Here is a 25,428-nt window from a genome sequence, read left to right on the forward strand (position 1 = left end):
CTTATGCTGGCGGAATGAACCAGGACGACGAGCGCCCGACCACTCTGGGCGAACTCATCCGACGCCAGCGTGAACTCGCGGAACTCCCGATGCGCCAATTGGCGTCGATGGTGGGCATCTCGAATCCGTATCTGTCGCAGATCGAACGAAACCTGCGGGCGCCGAGCGATCGCGTCCTCCATGCGATTGCCGAACAGTTGCACATGTCGGCGGATGCACTGGTGTCGCAGGTGACGCCGGATACAGACGGAGAGTCGGCGGTGACCAAGGCACTTCGCGAGGATCCGGATCTGACCAATGCCCAGCGGCGGTCCCTCGAAGAGATGTACGACGCGTTCCGGGAGGTCACGGTTGCAAAGCGACGACGCGGTGGCGGATCGGCGAACTCCGACTCCGAGTGAGCAGATTCACATTTGTGCAGGTCAGGGCTTTCGCTCACGGTTGGGCGGCAGGTCAGGACGGTATGGGCCGTGCCGACCCCAACGTGCACTCGGCATGTACCTTGCGGTAAGGTGCGCGGCCGCCGCGGAGGTGTCAGCCTCGAGGTAACAACCGACCCAGTTCTGGAGTTGCCCCGGTGCTCAACAATCTGCAGAAGAAGATCTCGTCGTCGCTCGATCCCATCGGGTGGGGGCCGGCGGTCGCGTCCGTCGCCGGCCGCGCCGCGAAGAATCCGCGTGCGATCGCCGACGCAACCACGGAGTACGCCAACCGTCTCGCGCATATCCCGGCGGCGGCGACCCGCGTGTGGAATGCGAGCGAGCCCCAGGCCCCGGTGCCGCCGGACCCGAAGGATCGACGCTTCTCCGATGCGGCCTGGAAAGAGAATCCCGCGTACTTCTCGTTGCTGCAGAGCTACCTCGCCACCCGCGAATACGTCGAAGACCTCGTCGACGCAGGCGAGGGTGATGCACTGGCCGACGCCAAGGCACGCCAGTTCGCGAATCTGATGTTCGATGCGCTGGCACCGTCGAACTTCCTGATCAATCCCGGTGTGCTCGTGCGCGCACTCGACACCGGTGGCGCAAGCCTGTTCCGCGGGGCGAAGTTTGCCGTGGATGATCTGGTGCATCGCAAGGGAATTCCACTGAAGGTGGATCGTGGGGCGTTCACCCTCGGCGAGAACATGGCAGCCACCGCGGGCAAAGTCGTGTTCCGCAACGATCTGATCGAAGTGATCCAGTACGCACCGCAGACCGAGAAGGTCCATGAGATCCCGATCCTGGCAGCGCCGCCATGGATCAACAAGTACTACATCCTCGACCTCGCGCCTGGGCGCAGCCTGGCAGAGTGGGCGATCCAGCGCAATCGCACGGTGTTCATGATCTCGTACCGCAACCCGGACGAGACGATGCAGGACATCACGATGGACGACTACTACCGGCTGGGCATCGCCACCGCCCTGGACGTCGTCGAGGAGATCACCGGCGCCTCGCGGATCGAGGTGCTCTCGATCTGCCTCGGGGGGGCGGTAGCGGCGATGGCCGCGGCGAAGATGGGCGCGATCGGCGACAAGCGGATCAGCGCGTTCACGATGCTCAACACTCTTCTCGACTACAGCGAGGTCGGCGAACTCGCCCTGCTGACCGATCCTGCGACTCTCGACAAGGTCGAATTCCGCATGAGCAGGCAGGGATTCCTGTCCGGGTCGGAGATGGGCGGCACCTTCGACATGATCCGCGCGAAGGACCTGATCTTCAACTACTGGGTGTCCCGGTGGATGAAGGGCGAGAAGCCTGCGGCATTCGACATCCTCGCGTGGAACGAAGACAGCACTCGCATGCCCGCGACGATGCACTCGCATTATTTGCGAACCCTCTACGGGCGCAACGAACTCGCCGAGAAGAAGTACGAGCTGGACGGGTCCGTCCTCGATCTGTCGGATGTCACCTGCGACACGTACATCGTGGGTGCGATCAACGACCATATCGTGCCGTGGACGTCGTCGTACAAGGCCGTGAACCTGCTCGGTGGCGATGTGCGGTACGTACTCACGAGCGGCGGACACGTTGCAGGCGCGGTCAATCCGCCCAATCCGAAGGCCTGGTTCGAGGCTGTCGGTGCCCCGGACGACGAACCGGTCGCACTTCCCTCGGATCCGAAGTCGTGGCATGAGAAGGCCACTCGCCACGCGGCCGCATCGTGGTGGGAGGACTGGACGGTGTGGTCGACCAAGCGTGCAGGCACCCTGGTTGCACCTCCATCCATGGGAAGCAAGGAGCATCCCGTCCTCGACGATGCACCCGGGACGTACGTCTTCAGCTGACCCGTTGCGCGTTAGCATTCATTCTGCTAACCTGCTAACAGCGTCGATCGCGGCGCACCGACCTGCTACAGCGCTCCACCCCGCGCTCCACGAAGGGAAACACCATGACTGCTCCCGCCAAGCCCATCCCCGCCGCCAAGGCCAACGACGCCGCAGCGAAGGCGACCGACGCCGCCAGCAAGGCTGCGACCGACGCCGCCGCGACGGCACAGAAGACCGCCGAGAAGCTCACCGAGAGCGCCACCGCCGCAGCCGACAAGGCCGCCGCCGACTTCACCAAGGTCGTCGACGAGACCACCGAGCGCGTCAACGAGTTCAACAGCAAGTTCGTCGAGGCTGCCAAGCAGAGCGGCAACCTCGGTGTCGACACCTACGAGAAGGCCGTCACGAGCCTCCTCGACCTGCAGGAGAAGTTCGCCGAGGCCACCCCCGTCGAGTGGGTCGCCGACATCACCAAGGCGCAGGTCTCCTTCGCCCGTGAGCTCACCAGCACGGTCACCAGCACGGCACGCGACCTTCTCAAGTAGGACACGATCCCACTTGCGGACCGCAATCGCGCCCATGCGCCCGATCGGCGCTCTACGGTGCGGTACATGGCTCCGGTGACGCATACACAGATCGCCGCGGCCCCGATACGTATCGGGGCCGCGGCGATCGCCGGTTGGAGCTCGTACCTCCTCGGACTCGCACGCCGCGGACCCACACCGTGGACCATCGCATCGGACATCGGCCGCTACTACGGAGCTCTGACCGACAACACCCCGCCGACCTGGGCACACGCGTGGCCCGTCGCCCGGCGGTCGCCGCTCGCGGCTCTACGTGACTGCAGCGATCGCGATGCCGTCGACCGGGAATCGGTGCCCACACTGTTACTGCCACCTCAGGCCGGCACCCACTCGTGCATCGTCGACCACACACCCGGCCGAAGTCAGGTCGAAGCACTGCGCGCCGGAGGCCTCACCCGCCTGTACTGCCTCGACTGGACACCGGCGAATGCCGGTACGGATTTCGCCTCGATCGACGAGCACCTGGCCGTGGTAGCCGACGCCGTCGCCCACCTCGGCGGACTGGTGAACATCGTCGGCGACAGCCAGGGCGGGTGGCTCGGCACGATCTACGCGGCGCTCCACCCTGAGGCGGTGCGCACCCTCACCGTCGCCGGCTCCCCCATCGATTTCCACGCCGAGCAACCTGCGCTCGCCGCGCTCGCGCAGGCTCCGGCCGGCGCTGCGGCGTCCGTGGTCGACTTCTTCTACGGGACCGCACGCGCCGCCGGTGTGCAGTCCACCGACCCGGTCGGCGAGATCGAGCGTGCATTGGCCCTGCTCGGAGCCCTCGACGACCCCGACGAAGTCTCACGCATGGAGACCGAGCGGCGCTGGTTCGCGTGGCGTCAGGAGGTTCCCGCCACGTTCCGCGAATGGATCATGCGTCGCCTGTTCGTAGGGAACGAACTGATCGCAGGCACGCTCGTGGCAGAGGGACGCACCGTGGATCTCGCGGCGATCGAGTGCCCGCTGCGACTGATCGCAGGCAACGCCGATCCGATGGCAACTCCGGTGCAGGTGACCGCGCTGGCGAAGCAGGTATCCACCCCGCCGTCGGAGATCGTGACGACGATCGTCGACACCGGCCACATCGGGCTGTTCATCGGGCGGCGGTCCCTGGCGGACGTATGGACTCCGTTCGCCCGATCGCTCGCCGCGATCTCGTGACACGGCGATGAGAGCGTTCCTCGCGGTACTCGCTCTCATCGCAGTACTCGGCATTCCACATGCCCCACTCGCCCATTCTCAGACGAACGAATTTCTCTGGGGCGTGGCGAGTTCCGGGTTCCAGACCGAAGGCTACCCACCCGACAGCAACTGGCTGCGGTACTCGAACGACTCACACCACGATCCGGTCGGGTCGGCCGTCGATTTCCGGTACCGCTACCGTGAGGACATCGCCCGTGCCGCGGAACTCGGCGTGGACGTCTACCGGATCTCCGTGGAGTGGGCTCGCATCCAACCCACCCCGCACGGCTGGGACGAGACGGAACTCGCCTACTACGACGACGTGGTGGAAACGATCCGAGCCCACGGCATGAGGCCGATGCTCACACTCGATCACTGGGTGTATCCCGGCTGGATCGCCGACCGCGGCGGCTGGGCGGATCCGGACACGGTGCGCGCGTGGGGTGTCCATGCAGAGAAGGTCGCCGAACGCTACGCCGACGCAGATGCCCTGTGGGTGACGTTCAACGAGCCGAGCCAGTACGTGTGGCAAGAGGTGGCGAACGGCGGTCTCGCACCGCGCGACGTGCCGACGATGTTCGATCGACTGGTCGATGCTCACCGCGGCGCGTACGCAGCGATCCACCGTGCGGATCCGGATGCGTGGGTGACCTCGAATGCCGCGTACATCCCTGGCGCACAGCCGTATCTCGACACGTGGTTTCTCGATCGAGTGCGCACCGACCTCGACTACGTCGGCATCGACTACTACTACGGGGTGTCGGCGCAGAATCCTACGGCGGTCCATGCTGCAGTCGGCGACTACTCGTCGGTGGTGCCGCACCCTCAGGGCATGTACGACGCCCTCATGGACTACACCCGCCGCTACCCGGGTGTCCCGCTGTATGTCGTGGAGAACGGGATGGCGACCGCCGACGGCGCCCCGAGGACCGACGGCTGGACCCGATCGCGACACCTGCGTGAACACGTCGACGCGATGGGCCGCGCAATCGCCGACGGCGCCCCGGTGTTCGGATACAACTACTGGTCTCTCACCGACAACTACGAGTGGGGAACCTACACACAGCGATTCGGCCTGTACACCGTCGATGTACAGAGCGATCCGAGCCTCACCCGCCGACCGACCGACGCCGTCGAAACCTACAGGACGATCATCGCCGAGACTCCCTTCCCGTAGCGCGCGCCATGGTCGAGGTCCGCTACCGGGTGGCGCTGTCGCTGTTCACCCGGTTTCGGCGACACCGGCGTCGAAGCCTCGCGGCGCACGGGCGAATCCGAGACCAAGCTCGATCAGCTGGTCACCATGATCCCGAAGGCTCTGCGGTTGCCCACTTCCCGTCGACCCCGGGGTTCCCGACCCCGCGGTCACCGGATCGCTGACGTCGCTGACGTCGAAGAATCCGACGAGGAGTTGAGGGCTCGGCCCGACTGCTGCGCGCGAGACCGGATCAGACGCCCACTTCGGCAATGTCCACCACTGCCGGGATCCCGACTGCCTGCTCGAGCGCGGCAAGTTCGGCGTCGAGGTGATCGAGCAGTGTCCCCAGATCCGGAATGGTACGCCGACATGCGGTGAGTCCGAAAGCAATCCGATCATCGGTGCTCGTACATGTGATGTTCAGAGCCTGCCCGTCGAGCGGGACCGAGAGCGGGTACACCGCGTCCACCCGGGCACCGTTCCAATAAAGTGCGGTGGCGGGGCCGGGCACGTTCGAAATGATGACGTTGAACCCGGGACGCGACAACACACGATTCCCGGTCAGTACACCCAACGCCAACGGAACCACTCCGACTGCGCTGGCGGCGAGACGGGACGCGGTCGACATCCCACTCATCGACTTCTTCCCTTCCGACATCGAGGCCCGTACCCCGTCGAGTCGCTTCGCTGCCTCGGGCCGGTCGGTGCCGAGTGAGCACACCAGCACACCGAGGTCGTTCCCGGTGTCCTTGCCGTTGCGCAGTGCGACGGGCACCATCGCGACCAACGATTCATCGGGAAGCGAATCTCGCTCGGCCAGGAATGCTCGCAGCGCTCCCGAACACATCGCGAGCACCACATCGTTGAGGGACGAATCGGATGCCTTGGCAACCGATCGAAGGCGCTCGAGTTGCCAGGCGCGCGCGGCGAACCGTCGCGATCCGGCGATGGGCACGTTGAGAATCGTCTGCGGAGCTGCGAGCGACAATGATCCACCCCGATCGTGCATGGCACGGTCCACGGTGCCGACGATCGCGGGCACGAGCCCGAGCGCCTCCGAGATCACTCCGCGGGCAGCGCGCAGCGCCGTACCCGGCATTTCGAGGGCGGTACCGATGACGGAGCGCTGGGGGTCCGAGGTATCGGAAGCCGCCCACGGCGCCGGCATACCCGTTTCGTGGGGATCCGTGCTCAATGCACGACGGAGCAGCCGCATCGCGCCCACGCCGTCGGCGAGTGCGTGATGCATCTTCATGTAGAGCCCGTACCTGCCGTCGGCGAGCCCTTCGATCAGGTACATCTCCCACAGGGCACGACTACGATCGAGCAACGGCGCATGCAGGCGAGAAACCAGCTCGCGCAACTCGACGGTGGAACCCGGGCGCGGTAGGGCGGTGAACCTCACGTGATATTCGAGGTCGAACGACGGGTCGTCCTCCCACGCCCATTGACCGAAAGTGGCCAGCGTACGTACCGCCCGCTTACGCCACAGCGGTGCAGCGTCCTCGACATCGCTCCGGGCGATCGCATCGACGAACATCTGCCGCAGATCGCTCGCGGTGCGTCCCTCGGGCGGTTCGAACATGACGAGACCACCGACATGCATCGGGTGCTCGCGAGTCTCACCGAGCAGGAACATCGAATCCGTCGGTGACATCGGCAGCCGCATGCTTCGTCCTTCTACTCCCCTGTGCGGCGAGCCCCCTGACCCGCCGATAGCTCCGGTGAGCGAACTCACGCGGGACCCACTCGTAGTTCTACGTCATGGTCACCCGCTGCGCCACCCGAAACCCACAGGTCGAGCTCACCCCCGTTACCTTCTTCGTAGTCCCGCACCGCGGGGCCACGGTCGCCAAGTTCGGTATGACTTCCTACCCCTGTCTCTCGAATGATCCGGGGGGTGGTGTCGCCGAGCCTGGTGGCGTCGATGGACCGCTGATAGGGACAGGGCCACCAGATTTACGGTAGGTCTCTTTGTAACGTGGGTGCCGGGTATCGATGCTGGATCGGCGACCGGTTGGACCGGACGAAAGACTGCTTCATGGACACGAGTTACGCCGTGTTTTGCGGCATCGACGTGGGTAAAAGCGATCATCACGCGGTCGGGTTGGACGCCGCCGGCAGCCGACTGTTCGACAAGGCACTGCCGAACGACGAAGCCCGCTTGCGTGCTGTGTTCGCTGATCTGGCCGCGCACGGACCGATCCTGGTGGTCGTCGATCAACCGAACACGATCGGCGCGCTGCCGGTCACCGTCGCCCGCGCCTGCGGCCACGACGTCGCCTACCTGCCGGGACTGTCGATGCGCCGGGTCGCTGACCTGTATCCGGGGCAGGCGAAAACCGATGCCCGCGACGCGTTCATCATCGCCGACACTGCCCGCACCATGCCTCACACACTGCGCCGGGTCGACGTCGGTGACGAGGCCCTGGCCGAACTCGGAGTGCTCATCGGGTTCGACGACGACCTCGCCGGTGAAGCCACCCGCATCAGCAACCGCATCCGCGGCCTGCTCACCGGCATCCACCCCGCCCTCGAACGAGTTCTGGGACCCCGGATCAGCCACCCCGCTGTCCTCGAGATCCTGTCTCGCTACGGCGGACCGGTCGGGATCCGGCAGGCCGGCAAACGCCGGATCACCACCCTCGCGGTCAAACACGCACCGCGGATGGGCACCCGACTGGCCGAGGAGATCTTCGCCGCCCTGGACGCCCAGACCGTGACGGTTCCCGGCAGCAAGGCCGCCGAGATCGTGTTGCCGAAACTCGCCGACTCGCTCAAAGAGGTGCTGCATCAACGCAGAACCATCGGGGACGACGTCGAGAGGATTCTCGACGATCACCCTCTTTCCCAGGTCCTGACCTCGATGCCCGGCATCGGTGTCAGGACCGCCGCGCGCATCCTCATCGAGATCGGTGACGGCTCGGGCTTCGCCACGGCCGGGCACCTCGCCGCCTACGCCGGCATCGCCCCGGTCACCCACCGCTCCGGCACCTCGATCCGCGGTGAACACCCGGCCCGCTCGGGCAACCGGAAACTCAAACGCGCCCTGTTCCTGTCGGCGTTCGCGGCCCTGCACGACCCGACCAGCCGCACCTACTACGACCGCAAACGAGCCGAAGGCAAGAGACACAACGCCGCCCTGATCTGCCTGGCCCGACGCCGCTGCGACGTCCTCCACGCCATGCTCAAGAACAAGACCCTCTACCGGCCACCAACCGCAGAAGCAGCGTAACCACGCCCAGCAGGCACGCTAACGCACTCGCTTCGCCAGATGGACAAGCGCATAGCCACCCGGCGTCGGAGTTCGGTGCGTTTCCTGATACCCGAACCGAGAGTAGAGCCGCAGGTTGCCGAGGCTGCGCTCACCGGTGAACAACTGCAGATCAGTGATCTGCTCAGGCAGTCGCTCTTCCACCAACTCGAGCAGCCGACTGCCCCGACCTCGACCCTGCATGTCCGGGGCCACGACCAGCCTTCCCAACTCGGCGGTGTGGGGGTCCGTCAGAGAGAGGTACACCCGCACGGCAGCGACGAGACGCCGGGAGTCATCGCGCAACCCGAACGCGATCACGTCGGGCTTCGCCAATTCGCTCACCACCTCGTCGAGGGACTGCATCAACGGGGGAAGGTTCACGTCCTCGTGGGCCTGAGCCTCAGTCACATACGCAGCCCGCTGCAACGTCAGCAGCTCACCCGCGTCCCCACCCGACAGCGTCACAACGGATTCCATGCGCGTCGACTATTCCAGCCCCTACCCGACCGCACTCCAGTGGCATCCCGAGCGGTTGACACCAACATAGGGACACCCCCCCGGGGCAGCAGGCCCCTACATGTCCAGGCCGAGATCGAGCACGGTGACCGAATGGGTCAACGCGCCGACCGCCAGGTAATCGACGCCGGTGCGCGCGTAGTCCGCTGCGACTTCGAGGGTGAGGCCGCCCGACGATTCCAGTCGCGTGCCGGGCGCATGGGTGTTGCGGCGCTGCACTGCGATCTGCGTCTGCCACAACGGAAAGTTGTCGAGCAGGATCAATTCCACGTTCTCGGCCAGGACCTCGTCGAACTGCTCGAGGCTGTCGACCTCGACCTCGCAGGCGATGCCGGGGGCGTGCGCCCGCACCGCGCGCAGCGCAGCGACGACCGACCCGGCGGCGGCCACGTGATTGTCCTTGATCAGGGCCTCGTCGCCGAGCCCCATCCGGTGATTGACGCCCCCACCGACACGCACCGCGTATTTCTGCAACGCCCGCAGACCAGGAAGGGTCTTGCGGCTGTCCCGGATCTTCGCCTCTGTGCCCGCGACCGCGTCGACCCAGTGCGACGTGGTGGTGGCGATCCCCGACAGGTGGCACACGAGGTTGAGCATGGTGCGTTCGGCGGTGAGAAGGCCGCGTGTAGGCGCCTCGAGGGTGAGTACGGGCTCGCCTGCGACCACGCGGTGCCCGTCCTCGACACGGCTGCGCACCGTGTAGCGGCCGGTGCCGAGCACCTCGTCGAGCACGAGCAAGGCCACGTCCAGGCCCGCGACGGTGCCCGCTTGCCGGGGCGCCATCGTCGCGACGGCGACCGCGTCGGCCGGAACAGTCGCGTCGGTGGTGACGTCCGGTCCGTACCGCAGGTCCTCGTCGAGTGCCTGTCGCACGAGTGCGCGGGTCTCATCGATGTCGAGCCCGGCGGGCAGCACGGTGGCCATGTCAGTTCGCTCCTGTGAGTTGAGGTGTGGTCAGGACGAGTTCTCCCTCGTCATCCAGGCGCTGGTCGGCGGACCAGGCCTGCGCGGGATCCGGAGCCGGATGGTCGCGTCGAGTGTGACAGCCGCGCGACTCGGTGCGGCGCAGCGCCGCACCGACGAGGGCCCGGGCCGCAAGCGTGAGTGCGGCATCCTCGAGATCGGAGACGCTGGCGCACAGCTGTGTGCGAGCCCCCGACAGGGCCGTGGTCGCCGCGAGGAGACCGGTTTCGTCGCGGACGACGAGGGCATCACGCGTCATCGCGCGCTGCAGTTCGGCGCGTTCGAGACGCGGGAGCACCGGCGCCGTCGCGTCGAGAGCTTCGACGCGCAGTCCGCCGCGTTCTGCAGCCGCGGCGGCGCCTGCGCGCTCTCCCACGACGAGGCCTTCGAGCAGACTGTTGGACGCGAGACGGTTGGCGCCGTGCAGCCCGGTGCGCGCGAGCTCGCCCGCCGCGTACAGACCTGGAGTGTCTGTTCGACCGTGCACGTCGGTGACGACGCCGCCGCACGAATAGTGCGCTGCCGGTGCGACCGGCAGTAGGTCCCGCGCGGGATCCAGTCCGGCCTCAGCGCAGTACGCGGTGATGGTCGGGAACCGCTCTGCGAATCCCTGCAGGTCACGCGCATCGAGGAACACGTGGTCTTCGCCGAGTGCGGCGAGACGCTCGGCGATTGCTCGGGAGACCACATCACGTGGGGCGAGATCGCCGAGTGGGTGCACGCCGTCGGTGACGGAGCGACCACGCGAGTCCACCAGGGTTGCACCCTCCCCTCGGACCGCCTCGCTGATGAGTGGACGGCGCCCGCGGCCGTCCGCGGCGAACAGTACCGTGGGGTGGAACTGCACGAACTCGATGTCGGCGACCCGCGCGCCCGCGTGCAATGCGAGGGCGATTCCGTCGGCGGTCGCACCGGAAGGGTTCGTACTGCACGCGTACAGTTGTCCGAGCCCGCCGGTCGCGAGGAGCACCGCGGGAGCGTGGACGACACCGAATCCACGTTCATCGAGGACGAGTACTCCGGTGACACCGCGCTCGTCGGTCAGTACCCGTGCGACGGCGGCGCCGAACAGAACCGGGAGCCCGGCGGATCCGAGAGCCCGCTGGACTTCGGCTCCGGTGGCGTCGCCACCGGAATGGATGATCCGGCGGGTACTGTGCCCGCCCTCCCTGGTCCTGGAGACATCGCCGTCGCGCCCGCGATCGAAGACTGCTCCGAGATCGGTCAGAGCGGCGATCGCGGCGGGTCCGGCTGTCACGATCGAGCGGACCGCGTTCTCATCACAGATCCCGCCGCCTGCGGCGAGGGTGTCCGCGACGTGGGATCCGACACTGTCGCCGGTCGGTGCGACGACGGCGATGCCGCCCTGGGCGTATTGCGTCGCGGTGTCGGTCGGCCCGCCCTTGCTCACCGTGAGCACCCGCAGGCCTCGCCGGGAGGCGGCGCGTGCGGCGGTGAGCCCGGCGACACCACCGCCGACCACGACGAGGTCGGCGTGCTCTTCCCAGCACACACCGGCGCTCACGGTGGACGTCACTCTCCGCTGCCCGGGTTACCGATGGAGATCATCCGCTGCACCGAAAGGCGGGCCCGCTGCGCGACCTGCGGGTCGACGTGGACCTCGTCCCTACCTTCACGGAGGCAGCGCAGCAACGCGGCCGGGGTGATCATCTTCATGTAGGGGCACGATGCGCGATCGTTGACCGGCTGGAAGTCTATGCCGGGCGCAGCCTTGCGCAGCTGGTGCAGCATGCCGACCTCGGTTGCCACGAGGACCTGCTTGGCGCCGGTCTCACGAGCGGCGTCGATCATGCCACCGGTCGAGAGGATTCTGACCTTGTCGTCGGGCACGAATCCTTCACCCGCGAGGTAGAGCGCCGAGGTGGCGCAGCCGCACTCGGGGTGGACGAACAGGTCGGCGTCGGGGTGTGACCGGGCTTGGGCGGCGAGTTCGTCGCCGTTGATACCCGCGTGCACATGGCATTCACCCGCCCAGATGTGGATGTTGTCCCGGCCGGTGATCCGCTTGACGTGTGCGCCGAGGAACTGGTCGGGCAGGAACAGCACCTCGCGGTCGGGGTCGATGGACGCGACGACGTCGACGGCGTTCGACGACGTGCAGCAGATGTCCGTCAGACCCTTCACCTCGGCGGTCGTGTTGACGTAGGACACGACGACGGCGTCCGGGTGGTCCGCCTTCCACTCACGCAGCTGATCGGCGTCGATGGAATCGGCCAGTGAACACCCGGCCCGCTCGTCGGGGATCAGCACGGTCTTGTCCGGGCTGAGGATCTTGGCGGTCTCCGCCATGAAGTGCACCCCGCAGAACACGATGGTGCTCTCTTCGGCCTCCGCGGCGATGCGCGAGAGCGCCAGGGAGTCGCCGACATGGTCGGCGATGTCCTGGATGGCAGGCAGCTGGTAGTTGTGCGCGAGCAGTGTCGCGTTCCGTTCGCGGGCGAGCCTGCGAACTTCGTCGGCCCACTCCGGCGTCGCCTCGATGCCGGAGTAGCCATTCGGTCCGTCGACGATTGCGGCGGTTCCTGCCCACTCGGTCGTGGTCATGGCGTTGCTCCTTCGTGGAGTGCAATCCGGGCGGGCTGTGCTCGGATTTCCGTTCTCGGGGTTTTCGACTTAGGGTCGAAAACATGTCGTATAGTAACACCGGTCACGAAGTGCTCATCGCGGTGTTCCAGGTTCGCCACTTCCCGGCCACCCCGGACACCCCCCGACCAGGGCCCGAACTCGGCGTTCTGCTATGGCAACGCGCACTCGACCCACAGTCCGGTACCTGGTCGCTCCCGGGCGGCCGACTCCGCGACGACGAGGACCTCACGTCCTCGGCCAGGCGCCAGCTCGCCGAGAAGGTCGACGTGCGCGAAGTTGCACATCTCGAGCAGCTCTCGGTGTTCTCGGCCCCGGATCGGATACCCGGCGATCGCACCATCGCATCGACCTACCTCGGCCTCGTGCCGATCACCTCCGATCCCCAGCTACCCGACGACACGGCATGGCATCCCGTGGCCGACCTCCCCGAGATGTCGTTCGATCACCGAGTCATGGTCACCAACGCACACGCACGCCTCGCTGCGAAACTGTCGTACACCAACATTGCCTACGGGCTCACCCCCGCCGAGTTCTCCATGTCCACGTTGCGTGACATCTATTGCGCTGCACTCGGTTACCAGGTCGATGCCACAAATCTTCAGCGAGTCCTCGCCCGCCGAGACGTCCTCACCCGAACCGGCAACACCGCTCCGTCGGGCAAAAGCGGGGGCCGGCCACCCGCGCTGTATCGATTCACCGACTCGCGCCTGCGGGTTACCGACGAGTTTGCCGCATTGCGCCCACCGGGATGATCAACGGTGCCCGAGCGGACCTCCGGATAGGGTGCGCGAGAACATCACAACACCTACGACGGGAGCGCAGTGGCAACAATCGGTAATTCCGACCTCGAGATCTTCCCCCTCGCGCTGGGCGGTAACACGCTCGGATGGACGGCGGACGAAGCTACGTCGTTCGAGATTCTGGACGCATTCATGGCGGCGGGCGGCAACTTCGTGGACTCCGCCGACTCGTATTCGGCGTTCGCACCCGGCAACTCGGGCGGCGAATCCGAGACCATCATCGGCAACTGGAAGGCCGCGCGCGGCATCGGCAACGAGGTCCTGGTGGCCACGAAGGTCGGGCAGCACCCCGAGTTCGCGGGCCTGGCCCCGCAGAACGTCGCGGCTGCCGCCGACGCGTCGCTCAAGCGCCTGCAGTCCGATCACATCGATCTGTACTACGCGCATGCCGATGATCCGGAGACACCGCTGGAGGAGACGGTCGAAGCATTCGACGCGCTCGTCCGAAGCGGCAAGGTCCGATACATCGGTCTGTCCAACTACTCCCCCTCCCGTATCGCCGAATGGCTGGCGATCGCTGACGACGGCGGCTTTGCACGGCCCGTCTCGCTTCAGCCGCACTACAACCTCGTGCACCGCGCAGAATACGAGCGGGAGTACGCACCCCTGGTCGCCGAACACAACCTGGGTGTCCTGCCCTACTTCGCACTCGCCTCCGGCTTCCTCACCGGAAAGTATCGAACGGCAGCAGATCTCGACTCCGGCATTCGCGCGCGTATGGCATCGCAGTACTTTTCCGCCTCGGGGCTCGCCGTGATCGACGCGCTCGCCGAGATCGCAACCGTGCACGCCGTCGAGATACCGACCGTCGCGCTCATGTGGCTGTCGAAGCGACCCGGTATCGTCGCGCCGATCGCGAGTGCCAGCCGCATCGAGCAGCTTCCGGCAATGCTCGACTCCACCAGGCTCGTTCTCACCGACCTCGAATTCGATCGCCTCACCTCATTGTCGAACGCCGTCGACGCATAAGCAGAACGGTATGCGTCGCAGCGCCCCCTTTCGGGGCGCCGTCGACACATACCGTTCCGGTGATGCTCCTGCTCAGGCGGCGCCGAGAATCAGTCCGCTCGTGGGAACCGCGGTTCCCGCCGTCACGACCACATTCTCGGCGTGTGCCGGCTGGTTGGTGGAGGTGCCCCGCAACAACCGAACCGCCTCGGCGATGCCGTTGACACCGTGCAGGTATGCCTCCCCCACCTGACCGCCGTGTGTATTGCTCGGCAGCCGTCCACCGATCTCCAGATTGCCCTCGCGGATGAAGTCCTTGGCCTCACCCACGCCGCAGAAGCCGAGTTCCTCGAGCTGTGGAAGCACCAGCGGGGTGAAGTGGTCGTAGAGGATCGCGGCGTCGATGTCGTCCGGCGACAGACCGGCCTGCGCATAGAGCTGACGTCCGACCAGACCCATTTCCGGAATACCGGTGATGTCGGGACGGTAGTAGCTCGCCATCATGTGCTGATCCTTGCCGCTGCCCTGCGCGGCGCCCTTGATGATCGCAGGCTTCTGACGCAGGCTCGCGGCGCGCTCGGCAGAGACGATCACGAGGGCCTGACCACCGTCCGTCTCCTGACAGCAATCGAGCAGATGCAGCGGCTCGGCAATCCACCGGGAGTTCTGGTGGTCCTCCAGCGTGATCGGCTTGCCGTAGAACCACGCATTCGGGTTCTTCGCGGCGTGCTTGCGCGCCACGACCGCGACCCGGCCGAAATCCTCACTCGTGGCACCGTACTGGTGCATGTACCGTCGAGCGAACATCGCGACCCACTGGGCCGGCGTCGCCAGTCCCTGCGGAGTCAGCCACGCATAGGCTGCGCGGTCCGCGGTCGAATCCATCGGACGGTCGTGCTGACCTGCGCCGAAGCGCATTCCGGAACGCTCGTTGAACGCCCGGTAGACCACCACCACGTCGGCGACGCCGGTCGCGACAGCCATTGCCGCCTGCTGCACCGACGCACACGCGGCACCGCCGCCGTACCCGATCCGGGAGAAGAACTTCAGCTCCCCGAGTCCACAGTTGCGGGCCACGAGGATCTCCCCGTTGGTCTCCATCGTGAACGTCGTCAGACCGTCGACCTCGGACGGGTCGATTCCCGCATCCGTGAGGGCTGCGGTGACGGCCTCGCACGCGAGTTGCAGCTCGGAGCGACCTGACTTCTTCGAAAACTCGGTGGCGCCGATACCGACGATCGCGGCGGCACCCGAGAGCGGACTGACAGCCATCAGGAAACCTTCCCTTCCCCGGAAGCGGAGTAGGCGACGGTGACAGTACCGGCGAGGTGGTTGCCGAGACTGTTCGCGCCCACGACCTTCACCTCGACGAGGCCGTTGTCCTTCGAGACCACCTCACCGGTCATGGTCATGGTGTCGCCCGGGTAGTTCGGGGCACCGAGACGGATCTTCACCCGACGCAGCGTCGGGTGTGGTCCGGCCCAGTCCGTCACGAACCGGCCGGCCAACCCGTTGCTGGTGAGAATGTTCATGAACACGTCCTTCGAACCGCGCTCACGCGCCAGCTCCGGATCGTGGTGCACATCCTGGAAGTCGCGGGTCGCGATCGCGGTGGACACGATCAGCGTGCGGGTCAGCGGAATCGCGAGATCCGGCAGCACCTCGCCGACGACGATGTCGTCGTAGCTCCGGCCCGAGGCGGTGGCCGTCATGCGACCACCTCGACGCCGGAAGCGAGCAGCGCGCCCAGACGGGCCAAGTCGGAGGCGGAGCCACCGAGAGTTGCACCGATCTGCTTGCCCCACAGCAGATGCCGGTGCACAGGGTAGTCGGTGTCGACACCCATCCCGCCATGCAGATGGGTAGTACGGTGCACGATGCGCTGGCCACCGTCGGTCGCCCACCACTTGGCGACGAGCACCGACGTTCCGGGATCGTGCCCCTCGGCCAGCAACCATGCCGCCTGCCACAGCGTGACACGCATCGCCTCGAGGTCGATGTAACAGTCGGCCAGTTGATGATTGACGGCCTGGAACGTCGCGAGCGGCCTGCCGAACTGGTGCCGGCCGTTGAGGTAGGTGACGGCCTGCTGCACAGCGCCGGAGCCCACACCGATCTGGATCGCGGCCAGTGCCAGCTCGACGCGGTCGAGAAGCCACCGCACAGTGCTGCCGTCGACAGAACCGAGCAGTTCAGCGGGAGCCGACTCCAGTGTGACGTTGCCGCAGATCTCCCAGTTGGTGGACTGCGTCTGCTCCACCGCAACACCCGCACCGGCCAGATCCACCACGAACAGTGCCGCACCGTCGGGAGTGGTCGCCGCGACGATTGCATGGTCTGCGACGTGCGTGACCGGGACGACGGCCTTGGCGCCGCTCAGGGTCCACTGACCGTCGACCTCGGTGGCGGTGGTCCTCGGTTCATCATCGACGTACGGACCGAACTCTTCGAGCCCGATCGTCAGGAAACTGCTGCCCTCGGCGACACCGGGAACCAGCGCCGCGCGCTGGGCGTCGGTGCCGAACTCGGCGACCGCAAGGGCTGCGAGGGCCGACTGCCAGATCGGCACCGGCGCGACGTGCCGCCCCTGCTGCTCGAGCAGGACGTACAGCTCGGACAGGCCCAGGCCACCGCCTCCCAGATCCTCGGGCAGCGCGATTCCGAGCAGACCCGTGTTCGCGAGTTCGCGCCACAGGTCCCGGTCGATACGCTCGTCGCCGAGTTCGACCTGTTTGACGCGCTCGATGTCGGCTTTGCTGGTGAAGACCTCATCGGCGAGGTTGCGAATCGCCTCTTGCTCTTCGCTGAAGTTGAAGTCCATCAGTGCTCCTCCCGTGCTGCCGGCCGAAACGCGGGAAGCGTCAGATCCGGGTCGGCGTCGATCCAGTCCAATTCCACCGGCATATCGATCTCGACATCCTCCGGTGCGATGCCGGTCATGTTCGCGATGAGTCGCGTGCCCTCTTCGAGTTCGATCGTGGCCACAATGAGCGGGTACTCGAATCCGGGGATACGAGGGTGGTGGTTGACGACAAAGCTGTACACGGTGCCCCGGCCCGAAGCATCGACAGTGTCCCACTCGAGCGACCGACACGCCCCGCACATCGGTCCAGTGGGGTGGCGAAGCGCACCACAGTCGGTGCAGCGCTGGATCACCAAGCGGTGATCCTTGGCAGCCTCGAACCAGAAAGCGTTGTCCGCGTTGAGCGCAGGACGTGGGCGCAGGCCCGGGATCTGGGCCGCAGGCTTCTCAGCGGTCTCGCTTCCCTTCGGCCTGAAACGCAGGGTGCGCCAGCGTTGAGTTGCGACGATCTCGTCATCACCACCGTGCGAATCCGCGTCGGCACCGCCGCGGTGCGAACTCGCGGCACCGCCGCCGTGCGAACTCGCGGCACCGCCGCCGCGGCGATACGTCTTGAGGGTCGTGACGAAGTGTCCGACACCGAGACCCGTCTTCTTCTCCTCGGAGATGTCCTCGATCACCTCGGTGAGCGATACCCGTTCGCCGGGACGCAGTTCCACGAAGAATTCGAAGTCCGAGTCGGTCGCGACGACAGAGGTGAAGCCCGCGGAGTCGAGCGTCGCGATCAGATCGGTCCACACCTGCGACGGATCGTTGTTCGCCATCTTATCGGCGAACGTCCGCATCGTCCACACCTGCGCCATCAGCGCCGGGGCGACGACTCCGTCCCGACCGGTGGCGCGAGCAGCGCCGTCGTCGAGGTAGATGGGGTTCGTGTCCCCCATCGTCTCGATCCAGTGCCGGATCATCGGTATGTTGACCTCGTCGGGGGCCCAGACGGTAGGGGTGAGGACTTTCCCCTCGAAAGTGCCGAGCTTGGTGAGGAATTCGCTCACTTTACCCTCTTCTCCCGCACGAGCCCGAGACCCATCGTGCCCACCATGTCGCGCAGCACCTCGTTGACCCCGCCACCGAAGGTGTTGACCATGCCCTGCCGGGAGATCTGTTCGATCTGGCCGGCCAGCAGCGCACCCGGCGACTCCGGCCGGATCCGCCCCGCAGCCCCGAGGATCGCGAGCAATGTGCGGTAGACGTCGATGTGGGTTTCGGTGCCATAAGCCTTCGTGGCACCCGCATCCGCGCCGGAGAGCGTATCCGCCGCGACCGATGCCGTCATTTTCCAGTTCAACAGGCGCATCGCTTCAAGCCTGGCGTGGGTACGTGCGAATTCCTGTTGTACCCAAGGTATCTCGATGACACCGTTCTCCCTGGCCCACTCGAGTGCCTGATGCCAGAGTCCGTACGTACGCCCCCCGATTGCCGCGAGGCCGATGCGCTCGTGGTTGAGCTGCGCAGCAATCAACTGCCAGCCCCCGTTGATATCGCCGATCACGTTCTCGGCGCCGATGCGGATTCCGCTGTAGTAGGTGGAGGTCACCATCAGCCCACCGACCGTGTCGATCGGCGACCACGAGAATCCTTCATCGTCGGTGGGTACGACCAGGATCGAAATGCCCTTGTGTTTGGGAGCCTCGGGATCGGTGCGGCAGGCGAGCCACACGAAGTCGGCGGTGTTCGCACCGGAGGTGAAGATCTTGTTGCCGTCGACCACCCACTCGTCACCGTCGAGGACGGCACGCGTCCTGAGCGATGCCAGATCGGTACCCGCTTCGGGCTCGGTGTAGCCGATCGCAAAGACTATGTCGCCTGCGAGAATTCCCGGCAGGAAGCGTGCCTTCTGCTCCTCGGTCCCGTACTTCATCAGGGTCGGGCCGACGGTATTGACGGTGACAAAGGGGAACGGGAGGCCTGCACGCTGTACCTCATCGAAGAACACGAACTGCTCCTCGATGGACCGGCCCTGCCCACCGTATTCCTCGGGCCAGCCGATACCCAGCCAGCCGTCCTGGCCCAGCAGTTTGACGACTTCGCGAAAATACTCGCCACCCACGCCCTGTTCACCGGCTCTGCGGCGCTTCTCTTCCGGTAACAGGCCCGCGAAGTACGCGCGCAATTCCCGTCGCAGCTCGAGCTGCTCCGGCGACTCCCTCAACTCCATCGATGCACTCCCATTCATCGCAATCCGCGAAACTCGGACGCTAAGGAGGTATTCGCAGCGGGTACCGCCCGGTCTCACTGAGCGGTAGATTCTCGCGTCCGAGTCACGTTCCGGCACGGAACAGCCGCACGGCCGCATCGGTCGGCTGCTCGATACCCGGTTCCGCTGAGCGGGTTCGACGGCAACCGACAAATCGGCCGACTGCATACTCGTCGCCATGAACCATCCATCGGATCTGGCCGGTCGCTACGCACTTGCAGTCGACGATCGCGACCGCGTCGTCTTGATCTCCCTGTTCACCGCGGACGCCGAATTCGTGCAACCTCCTTCGGTGACCCGCGGAAACGAGAACGTGGTCACAGTCGGGGCCGACGCGATCGTCGCGGTCGTACTCGACGGCACCGCCCACCTGCATGCCACGCACCACACTGTGCACCAGACGGTGGTCGACATCGACGGCGACACGGCATCCGGGTCGGTGTACTGCATGGCTCATCACCTGTATCGAGGTCGCGACGGCATGCGCGACAATGCGATCGCCATCCGTTACCGGGACCACTACAGGCAGGTGGATGGCAGCTGGAAGATTGCGCGCCGGGAACTCGTCGTCGATTACATCGAGGACCACGCGGTCACCGTGCCCGGACTCTGACGGCGGCCGAGTCCCGTTCAGTGGAAGTAGCTTCCGCACGTGGACGCACCAGTGTGATCCTTCGCAGAAATCCGCAGGCGTTCGGAATCGACTCGGACCGCATGCCGGATCCACTCGACCGGATGGTCGGGCTCGAGGAGGGATCGCAATGACCGACGCAGAACGAGCACTACAGGATCTTGTCGACAAGCAGGAGATCCGGGAGGTAGTGCTGAAGTACTGCCGTGGCATCGACCGGCTCGACTTCGAGTTGGTGCGCGAGTGTTATCACCCGGACGGGATCGATCATCACACCGGATTCGACGGCAACGTGGACGAGTACATCGCCTGGGTGGAACCGAGACTGAAGCTGCTGGGGGGCACGATGCACCACGTCGGCAACCACTTCGTCGAATTGTTCGGCGACGTCGCGATCAGCGAGGCGTACTCCACCAACACCCACTGGGGACACCCGGATCGCGACGATTTCACCAGTGGCGCGCGTTTCGTCGACCGGATGGAACGAAGGGACGGGCGCTGGGCGATCGCCGAACGGTGGGCGGTGCGGGAGTGGACCCGCTCGGACGCGGGCCGGATGATCACCCCGGAGGGACGCGGTCCGCGCGGAAGCCGGGACTCATCGGACCTGCTGACCGTTCTACGGTCCCGCATCGCGAACCGGATGTGACCTCACCCCGGACCGGTGATGCGGTCGCGGAGTCGGTCCGGGTCGAACTCAGCGTTGCTCGTCACGCCACGAGTCGATCGTCCCGTGTCGGGAACATCGCGCCCACCACCCGTCCGGTGCGATCTGCACGATCATCCGGCGTCCGCACTGCGTGCAGTAGCGGGGCGGCTCGAGACCCATTACTGCGGCAACGGGTCGCTGTGTCGGGTCGGCCACGGCGCTCTCGGCACCGGTGAAGGCATCGAACATGGTCAGATGCTCTCGCCGAGTGCTTTGATCGGCATCTTCAGTTCGCCGAGCAGGTCGAGATCGGTCTCGGCCCGTCGACCGAGTGTCGTCAGGTAGTTTCCGACGATGACGGCGTTGATCCCGCCGAGGATGCCCTGCTTCGCGCCGAGGTCGCCGAGAGTGAGTTCTCGTCCCCCGGCGAAGCGGAGAATCGTGCGCGGTAAGGCGAGGCGGAATGCCGCAACGGCTTTGAGCGCCTCCGAGGCAGGGAGAACGTCGAGGTCGCCGAACGGCGTACCGGGTCGCGGGTTGAGGAAGTTGAGGGGAACTTCGTCGGGTTCGAGCGCCGCAAGGTCTGCAGCGAACTCGGCACGCTGTTCGAGGGTTTCGCCCATGCCGAGGATCCCGCCGCAGCAGACTTCCATGCCGGCCTCGCGGACCATGCGCAACGTCTCCCACCGCTCTTCCCACGTGTGCGTGGTAACGACGTTGGGGAAGAAGGATTTCGCGGTCTCGAGGTTGTGGTTGTAGCGGTGCACGCCGAGGGCGGCGAGCTGATCGACCTGGTCCTGGGTGAGCATGCCCAATGAGCACGCGACCTGGATGTCGACCTCCCCACGTATCGCCTCCACGCCCGCCGCGACCTGCGCCATCAAGCGGGCATCGGGGCCGCGGACCGCGGCGACGATGCAGAACTCGGTCGCTCCGGTCTTTGCAGTCTGCTTGGCAGCCTCGACCAGCGCGGGAATGTCGAGCCAGGCCGAGCGGACCGGGGAGGCGAACAGTCCGGACTGGGAACAGAAATGGCAGTCTTCCGGGCACCCGCCGGTCTTGAGGCTGATGATGCCCTCGACCTCCACTTCGGGTCCGCACCACGTCATCCGCACCTCATGGGCCAAGGACAGCAGCTCATCGAGCCGGTCATCGTGCAGGCGGAGCACCTCGAGCGTCTGTGCTCGGTCGAGTCCGAGTCCACGTCGGAGTACTTGGTCACGTGCCTGTTCGAGGATGTCGACTCGGGCGGGGGCTTGCGTCACTGGGACTCCTGAGGATCAAAACTTGAACACCGTTCACTTGAACACCGTTCAGGTTAGGGTTGAGGTCCGATAGTGTCAACGCAGACCACAACGAGACAGGAGCGGACTCCGGTGCAGCTGCGACGCGGCGACGTCCTCGACGGCGCCATGGCGATACTCGACGAGTACGGCCTGGGCGACCTGACCATGCGCAAACTCGCCACCTCACTCGGGGTACAGCCCGGGGCTCTGTACTGGCACTTCCCCAACAAACAGACCCTGCTCGGCGCGATGGCCGACCGCATCCTCGATGGCGTCGATGCCCCACCCGCCGCCGACACATGGGACGGCGCGCTCACCGAACTCGCCTACCGCTTCCGGGGCGCACTACTCGCCCACCGCGACGGTGCGGAATTGGTCGCCGCGACCTATGCCTCACGCTTGACCACCTCCGGTGCCCGCGACAGTTTCGTCTCTGCCGCTCTGCGCGCGGGCCTGTCCCGCGCACACGCCGAACTCACCGGCTACACGCTGCTGCACTATGTCCTCGGCCACACCGTCGACGAGCAGTCTCGCCTCCAACTGACGGAACTCGGCGCTCTCACTCGCTCGCCGCTCACCCCGGGCGCGACGGCGGAGGAGGTCGCGACGTCGGACGACGACCTGCTCGACGGCGATCCGGCGGTCCGGTTCGATTTCGGGCTGACCTTGTTCGTGGACGGGATCCGTCGGCGCCGTACCGAGCACGCAACGTCCTGATCGGTTACGACTCTGTCGGAGCTCTGCCGTACGTTCGTTGACCGTGACAGTCCCCTGGTCCCTCGAACAGATCACCGCAGCGGCCCCGGATCCGGCGTCGATGTCAGCAGCCCGTCGACTCTCGGCCGTATGGTCCGGCACCGGACGTTCCGAGCGGTCACTCTGGGGACTGTGTCGCGGCAGCGGATCGAAGCCCTACACCACCGCGGTCGATCTCACCGGCCCCGCGTTCCGGTGCACGTGCCCGAGCCGCAAGTTCCCCTGCAAGCACGCTCTGAGCCTCCTGACCCAGTGGGCAGCAGACAACCTTCCGGAGAGTCCGGAACCCGAGGACGTAGCGGAGTGGCTCGACACGCGAGCCGAGAAGGCCGGCAGAACGACCACCGCAACCGACTCCGGGGGCACGTCCAAGACACCCGACCCCGCGACAGCCCTGCGGCGCGCCGAGCGCGTCACGGCAGGGCTCACCGACCTAGAACGCTGGCTCACAGACCGGATCCGTAGCGGACTCGGCTCGGTTGCGCACGACTACGCCACCTACGAGACCGTCGCCTCGCGGATGGTCGACGCCCAGGCGCCGGGAGTCGCTGCGATGTTGCGCACCCTGCCGGGTGTTGCGACGTCCGGAACCGACTGGCCGACACGACTACTGGCCGAGTACAGCCGCATCTACCTGCTCATCCGCGCATACCTCGATGTGGACTCACTCCCGGAGCCGCTGGCCCGGTCGGTGCACAGCCATCTCGGTTTCCCGACGAAGATCGACGAGGTTCGCCGGGAGCCGGCCGTCCGCGACCACTGGCACGTACTGGCATGTCGCGTCACCGAGGACAGCCGGGTGTACACCAGGAAGGTCTGGCTGCGCGGGCGGGACAGCAGACGCTGGGCGATCCTGCTCGACTTCACCCACGGCACACAACGGTTCCCGGACGCGGCTCCTGTGGTCGGTACCACCATCGATGCCGACCTGCACTTCCATCCCGCCGGCGCGCCCCTGCGCGCTCAGCTCGGAACCCGCCACGGGCCACCGGCGTCGATCTCGACGCTACCGGGGACCGATCTCGACGAGGCTCTGGCCGACTACGCCGATGCGCTCGCCGCAGATCCATGGACCCGGTCGTGGCCCATGCTTCTCGATGCCGTGACCCCCACCCACACCGACGACGGCTGGCATCTCGTCGACGAGCACGGCAGGGCACTGCCCCTCGGAGGCGACGACACCGACCGGTGGCGGCTACTCGCGGTCGCGGGCGGACGCCCGTTGACGGTGTGTGGCGATTGGGACGGTCGCAGTGTTGTCCCCGCCACGATGTTCACCCCCACCCGCCTGTCCACCACCGCCGAAGGGTCAACGCCGTGAGCAGTACCGGTATCGAAACACTCACCACGACTGCCCTTCTCGGTACCGCGCGCGCAACATCTACCTTCGATGCCCTGTACACCGCCGACGCTGCAGGTGCGGTGATCGGTACTGCCGAGCACCGACTGCTCGCCGCCGCAGCACTCGAAGCGGTGTTTCTCGCAGGCGGAACCCTGCCGACCCCGCACCCGCGCCCCGCGTCCGCCCCCGACGATCCTCGCCCCGAACTTCCACCCGCAGCGACGGAGAGACTACGCGGCCTGCTCACCGTCCGATCCGATCTGCTGGACGAATGGTTCTGTGCTGCAGAACGATTCAAGGCTCCCGCCGAACTCATCGTGGATCTGCTCAGTGGAGCCTCGCTCGGAGGCAGCACCCACCGCGCAGCGTTGCTCGCACTTGCAGGCCCACGCGGCCAATGGGTCGCGGCACAGAATCCGGCGTGGGCGCCGCTGGTCGCACCCGATTTGACCGACGACGACCCGTGGCTGCACGGCACTCCGGCCAAGCGGCGCTCGTGGTTCGAGAACCTGCGCGCAGCCGACCCTGCCTGTGCCACCGCACGGCTGGCAGCCGTGTGGAAATCGGAGAACGCAGCGACACGACTCGCCCTGCTCGAAGCACTGTCCCCCGGACTCGGCCCCTACGACGAAGAGTTGCTCGAACGAGCCCTGGACGATCGCAGCGGAAGAGTCCGCGAGGTTGCCATCCGGTTCCTGCGCCGACTACCCGACTCCGCGTTCGGTCGCCGCATGACGCAGCGCGTACGCGACTGGGCACAGGTGTGCGGCTCGACCCTGCAGATCGCTGTCCCCGAGACCCTCGACGCCGACGCCGTCCGGGACGGCCTCGATCTCCGAGGCCCGGGCGGTCTGGCGACGGTCGCCGCACATCGACTGTGGTCGCTGGCGGCGTCAGCGCCGCTCTCGGCATGGTGCGACTCCGACCGCACCCCCACCGAGGTCCTCGCTTTGCAGGTCGCCGACGGTCTCGACGTCCCACTTCGAAGAGGCTGGGAGACCGCCACCGCCTGCCACCGCAATGAACAATGGGCGAGTGCGATGCTCCACCGCGACGGGAAGGTCGGCGATCACGTTGCCGAGGCACTCCCCCGCCCCGTTCTCGTCGAGCACCTGCGCCGGAGCTCCGGCGAGCAGTTGCTCGACACGATCCTGCTCGACGCGCTCCCTGCTCCGTGGCCGACCGATGTCGCCGAGAAGGTTCTCGCAGCGCTCTACTCCGCCGCGGCGCCGAAGTCGAACACCTTTCGTTCGCTGACTGCCCTTCTGGCACACCGCGCGCCCTACGAGGTCGGCGATCTGTTCGCCGACGCCGCGACCCGCACCGACGATCTCGACCGGCTGAACCGCTTCGCCACCGCCGCAGACATCCTGAGCCAACGCCGTACCCTTCACGAGGAGTTGAGTTGACCGAC

At 66.3% G+C, this 25,428-nt stretch carries 26 protein-coding genes; 13 read left to right on the forward strand and 13 right to left on the reverse strand.

Going from position 1 to position 25,428, the window contains the following annotated elements; genetic code table 11:
* Positions 1–14: 14 nt before the first annotated feature.
* The 5 genes from ACTDXD_RS25650 (at position 15) to ACTDXD_RS25670 (ending at position 5,179) form a co-directional block, all read left to right on the forward strand.
* On the forward strand, positions 15–401 hold the full coding sequence (locus ACTDXD_RS25650) for a helix-turn-helix domain-containing protein (protein ID WP_440124963.1): 387 nt from the start codon (positions 15–17) through the stop codon (positions 399–401).
* 176 nt (positions 402–577) lie between these two features.
* Positions 578–2,266 carry a PHA/PHB synthase family protein gene (locus tag ACTDXD_RS25655; RefSeq protein WP_440124964.1) on the forward strand — a complete coding sequence of 563 codons (1,689 nt, stop codon included), beginning with the start codon at positions 578–580 and terminating at the stop codon, positions 2,264–2,266.
* Between the two features lie 104 nt (positions 2,267–2,370).
* On the forward strand, positions 2,371–2,793 hold the full coding sequence (locus tag ACTDXD_RS25660) for a hypothetical protein (protein ID WP_440124965.1): 423 nt from the start codon (positions 2,371–2,373) through the stop codon (positions 2,791–2,793).
* Between the two features lie 66 nt (positions 2,794–2,859).
* Positions 2,860–3,981, forward strand: coding sequence for an alpha/beta fold hydrolase (locus ACTDXD_RS25665; protein WP_440124966.1), 1,122 nt, complete (start codon positions 2,860–2,862; stop codon positions 3,979–3,981).
* A 7-nt stretch (positions 3,982–3,988) separates the two neighbouring features.
* Complete coding sequence (locus tag ACTDXD_RS25670; RefSeq protein WP_440124967.1) at positions 3,989–5,179, forward strand: glycoside hydrolase family 1 protein; 1,191 nt, start codon at positions 3,989–3,991, stop codon at positions 5,177–5,179.
* Between the two features lie 45 nt (positions 5,180–5,224).
* Here the strand turns inward: ACTDXD_RS25670 and ACTDXD_RS25675 are convergent, their stop codons facing one another.
* Positions 5,225–5,470, reverse strand: a complete 246-nt coding sequence (locus ACTDXD_RS25675) for a hypothetical protein (RefSeq protein ID WP_440124968.1) — start codon at positions 5,468–5,470, stop codon at positions 5,225–5,227.
* The gene (locus ACTDXD_RS25680; protein ID WP_440124969.1) at positions 5,451–6,869 is read right to left on the reverse strand and encodes a WS/DGAT/MGAT family O-acyltransferase; all 1,419 of its coding nucleotides are present in this window, start codon (positions 6,867–6,869) and stop codon (positions 5,451–5,453) included. The genes ACTDXD_RS25675 and ACTDXD_RS25680 overlap by 20 nt, the downstream gene beginning before the upstream one ends.
* A gap of 372 nt (positions 6,870–7,241) precedes the next feature.
* Between ACTDXD_RS25680 and ACTDXD_RS25685 the strand changes: the two genes are divergently transcribed.
* Positions 7,242–8,435: an IS110 family transposase gene (locus ACTDXD_RS25685; protein ID WP_220667265.1), complete on the forward strand. Its 1,194-nt coding sequence runs from the start codon at positions 7,242–7,244 to the stop codon at positions 8,433–8,435.
* 18 nt (positions 8,436–8,453) lie between these two features.
* On the opposite strand, the gene ACTDXD_RS25690 is transcribed toward ACTDXD_RS25685, so the two are convergent.
* The 4 genes from ACTDXD_RS25690 to nadA form a co-directional block, all read right to left on the reverse strand.
* On the reverse strand, positions 8,454–8,933 hold the full coding sequence (locus ACTDXD_RS25690) for a GNAT family N-acetyltransferase (RefSeq protein ID WP_220667266.1): 480 nt from the start codon (positions 8,931–8,933) through the stop codon (positions 8,454–8,456).
* 96 nt (positions 8,934–9,029) lie between these two features.
* Positions 9,030–9,896 (reverse strand): carboxylating nicotinate-nucleotide diphosphorylase, encoded by an 867-nt coding sequence (gene nadC / locus ACTDXD_RS25695; RefSeq protein WP_440124970.1) that lies wholly within the window; start codon positions 9,894–9,896, stop codon positions 9,030–9,032.
* A gap of 1 nt (position 9,897) precedes the next feature.
* Complete coding sequence (locus ACTDXD_RS25700; protein WP_440124971.1) at positions 9,898–11,472, reverse strand: L-aspartate oxidase; 1,575 nt, start codon at positions 11,470–11,472, stop codon at positions 9,898–9,900.
* Positions 11,469–12,500, reverse strand: coding sequence for a quinolinate synthase NadA (gene nadA, locus ACTDXD_RS25705; RefSeq protein ID WP_440124972.1), 1,032 nt, complete (start codon positions 12,498–12,500; stop codon positions 11,469–11,471). Before nadA ends, ACTDXD_RS25700 begins: the two co-directional genes overlap by 4 nt.
* Positions 12,501–12,583: 83 nt before the next feature.
* Between nadA and ACTDXD_RS25710 the strand changes: the two genes are divergently transcribed.
* Entirely contained in the window at positions 12,584–13,294 is a 711-nt protein-coding gene (locus ACTDXD_RS25710; protein ID WP_440124973.1) for an NUDIX hydrolase, read from the forward strand.
* 69 nt (positions 13,295–13,363) lie between these two features.
* Positions 13,364–14,311, forward strand: coding sequence for an aldo/keto reductase (locus ACTDXD_RS25715; RefSeq protein WP_440124974.1), 948 nt, complete (start codon positions 13,364–13,366; stop codon positions 14,309–14,311).
* 72 nt (positions 14,312–14,383) lie between these two features.
* Here ACTDXD_RS25715 and ACTDXD_RS25720 read toward each other — a convergent pair whose 3' ends face one another.
* The 5 genes from ACTDXD_RS25720 to ACTDXD_RS25740 are packed head-to-tail and all read right to left on the reverse strand — an operon-like array spanning position 14,384 to position 19,311.
* Positions 14,384–15,562, reverse strand: coding sequence for a lipid-transfer protein (locus tag ACTDXD_RS25720; protein WP_440124975.1), 1,179 nt, complete (start codon positions 15,560–15,562; stop codon positions 14,384–14,386).
* Positions 15,562–16,002, reverse strand: a complete 441-nt coding sequence (locus tag ACTDXD_RS25725; protein WP_440124976.1) for a MaoC family dehydratase — start codon at positions 16,000–16,002, stop codon at positions 15,562–15,564. The genes ACTDXD_RS25720 and ACTDXD_RS25725 overlap by 1 nt, the downstream gene beginning before the upstream one ends.
* On the reverse strand, positions 15,999–17,111 hold the full coding sequence (locus ACTDXD_RS25730; protein WP_169686534.1) for an acyl-CoA dehydrogenase family protein: 1,113 nt from the start codon (positions 17,109–17,111) through the stop codon (positions 15,999–16,001). Before ACTDXD_RS25730 ends, ACTDXD_RS25725 begins: the two co-directional genes overlap by 4 nt.
* Entirely contained in the window at positions 17,111–18,148 is a 1,038-nt protein-coding gene (locus ACTDXD_RS25735) for a bifunctional MaoC family dehydratase N-terminal/OB-fold nucleic acid binding domain-containing protein (RefSeq protein ID WP_440124977.1), read from the reverse strand. Before ACTDXD_RS25735 ends, ACTDXD_RS25730 begins: the two co-directional genes overlap by 1 nt.
* Positions 18,145–19,311, reverse strand: a complete 1,167-nt coding sequence (locus ACTDXD_RS25740; RefSeq protein ID WP_440124978.1) for an acyl-CoA dehydrogenase family protein — start codon at positions 19,309–19,311, stop codon at positions 18,145–18,147. The genes ACTDXD_RS25735 and ACTDXD_RS25740 overlap by 4 nt, the downstream gene beginning before the upstream one ends.
* A 217-nt stretch (positions 19,312–19,528) precedes the next feature.
* Here ACTDXD_RS25740 and ACTDXD_RS25745 point away from each other — a divergent pair, with 217 nt between their 5' ends.
* Complete coding sequence (locus ACTDXD_RS25745) at positions 19,529–19,963, forward strand: nuclear transport factor 2 family protein (RefSeq protein WP_440124979.1); 435 nt, start codon at positions 19,529–19,531, stop codon at positions 19,961–19,963.
* A gap of 148 nt (positions 19,964–20,111) precedes the next feature.
* A complete protein-coding gene (locus ACTDXD_RS25750; RefSeq protein ID WP_440124980.1) occupies positions 20,112–20,630 on the forward strand; it encodes a nuclear transport factor 2 family protein in 519 nt (172 codons plus the stop codon).
* A 48-nt stretch (positions 20,631–20,678) separates the two neighbouring features.
* On the opposite strand, the gene bsaP is transcribed toward ACTDXD_RS25750, so the two are convergent.
* Together bsaP and bioB are read right to left on the reverse strand one after the other, a co-directional pair.
* The gene (gene bsaP / locus ACTDXD_RS25755) at positions 20,679–20,879 is read right to left on the reverse strand and encodes a biotin synthase auxiliary protein BsaP (protein WP_440124981.1); all 201 of its coding nucleotides are present in this window, start codon (positions 20,877–20,879) and stop codon (positions 20,679–20,681) included.
* Between the two features lie 2 nt (positions 20,880–20,881).
* On the reverse strand, positions 20,882–21,895 hold the full coding sequence (bioB, locus tag ACTDXD_RS25760) for a biotin synthase BioB (protein ID WP_440124982.1): 1,014 nt from the start codon (positions 21,893–21,895) through the stop codon (positions 20,882–20,884).
* A 111-nt stretch (positions 21,896–22,006) separates the two neighbouring features.
* Between bioB and ACTDXD_RS25765 the strand changes: the two genes are divergently transcribed.
* The 3 genes from ACTDXD_RS25765 to ACTDXD_RS25775 are packed head-to-tail and all read left to right on the forward strand — an operon-like array spanning position 22,007 to position 25,423.
* Positions 22,007–22,633, forward strand: coding sequence for a TetR/AcrR family transcriptional regulator C-terminal domain-containing protein (locus ACTDXD_RS25765; RefSeq protein WP_440124983.1), 627 nt, complete (start codon positions 22,007–22,009; stop codon positions 22,631–22,633).
* A 43-nt stretch (positions 22,634–22,676) separates the two neighbouring features.
* Positions 22,677–23,993 carry an SWIM zinc finger family protein gene (locus ACTDXD_RS25770; RefSeq protein ID WP_440124984.1) on the forward strand — a complete coding sequence of 439 codons (1,317 nt, stop codon included), beginning with the start codon at positions 22,677–22,679 and terminating at the stop codon, positions 23,991–23,993.
* A complete protein-coding gene (locus ACTDXD_RS25775) occupies positions 23,990–25,423 on the forward strand; it encodes a DUF5691 domain-containing protein (RefSeq protein ID WP_440124985.1) in 1,434 nt (477 codons plus the stop codon). Before ACTDXD_RS25770 ends, ACTDXD_RS25775 begins: the two co-directional genes overlap by 4 nt.
* The last annotated feature ends 5 nt before the right edge of the window (positions 25,424–25,428 follow it).

Origin of the sequence: Rhodococcus sp. SJ-3 (assembly GCF_051918125.1) — a bacterium.
In the GTDB taxonomy this organism is placed as follows: domain Bacteria; phylum Actinomycetota; class Actinomycetes; order Mycobacteriales; family Mycobacteriaceae; genus Rhodococcus.

What these genes read in the sequence shown, in the direction of transcription:
- ACTDXD_RS25660 (WP_440124965.1), top strand. Translation starts at nt 2,371, where the DNA reads ATGACTGCTCCCGCCAAGCCCATCCCCGCCGCCAAGGCCAACGACGCC.
- nadC (WP_440124970.1), bottom strand. Translation starts at nt 9,896, where the DNA reads ATGGCCACCGTGCTGCCCGCCGGGCTCGACATCGATGAGACCCGCGCA.
- nadA (WP_440124972.1), bottom strand. Translation starts at nt 12,500, where the DNA reads ATGACCACGACCGAGTGGGCAGGAACCGCCGCAATCGTCGACGGACCG.
- ACTDXD_RS25665 (WP_440124966.1), top strand. Translation starts at nt 2,860, where the DNA reads ATGGCTCCGGTGACGCATACACAGATCGCCGCGGCCCCGATACGTATC.
- ACTDXD_RS25690 (WP_220667266.1), bottom strand. Translation starts at nt 8,933, where the DNA reads ATGGAATCCGTTGTGACGCTGTCGGGTGGGGACGCGGGTGAGCTGCTG.
- ACTDXD_RS25750 (WP_440124980.1), top strand. Translation starts at nt 20,112, where the DNA reads ATGACCGACGCAGAACGAGCACTACAGGATCTTGTCGACAAGCAGGAG.
- ACTDXD_RS25745 (WP_440124979.1), top strand. Translation starts at nt 19,529, where the DNA reads ATGAACCATCCATCGGATCTGGCCGGTCGCTACGCACTTGCAGTCGAC.
- ACTDXD_RS25725 (WP_440124976.1), bottom strand. Translation starts at nt 16,002, where the DNA reads ATGACGGCCACCGCCTCGGGCCGGAGCTACGACGACATCGTCGTCGGC.
- bsaP (WP_440124981.1), bottom strand. Translation starts at nt 20,879, where the DNA reads ATGTTCGATGCCTTCACCGGTGCCGAGAGCGCCGTGGCCGACCCGACA.
- ACTDXD_RS25670 (WP_440124967.1), top strand. Translation starts at nt 3,989, where the DNA reads ATGAGAGCGTTCCTCGCGGTACTCGCTCTCATCGCAGTACTCGGCATT.
- ACTDXD_RS25680 (WP_440124969.1), bottom strand. Translation starts at nt 6,869, where the DNA reads ATGCGGCTGCCGATGTCACCGACGGATTCGATGTTCCTGCTCGGTGAG.
- ACTDXD_RS25740 (WP_440124978.1), bottom strand. Translation starts at nt 19,311, where the DNA reads ATGGAGTTGAGGGAGTCGCCGGAGCAGCTCGAGCTGCGACGGGAATTG.
- ACTDXD_RS25710 (WP_440124973.1), top strand. Translation starts at nt 12,584, where the DNA reads ATGTCGTATAGTAACACCGGTCACGAAGTGCTCATCGCGGTGTTCCAG.
- ACTDXD_RS25720 (WP_440124975.1), bottom strand. Translation starts at nt 15,562, where the DNA reads ATGGCTGTCAGTCCGCTCTCGGGTGCCGCCGCGATCGTCGGTATCGGC.
- ACTDXD_RS25730 (WP_169686534.1), bottom strand. Translation starts at nt 17,111, where the DNA reads ATGGACTTCAACTTCAGCGAAGAGCAAGAGGCGATTCGCAACCTCGCC.
- ACTDXD_RS25650 (WP_440124963.1), top strand. Translation starts at nt 15, where the DNA reads ATGAACCAGGACGACGAGCGCCCGACCACTCTGGGCGAACTCATCCGA.
- ACTDXD_RS25685 (WP_220667265.1), top strand. Translation starts at nt 7,242, where the DNA reads ATGGACACGAGTTACGCCGTGTTTTGCGGCATCGACGTGGGTAAAAGC.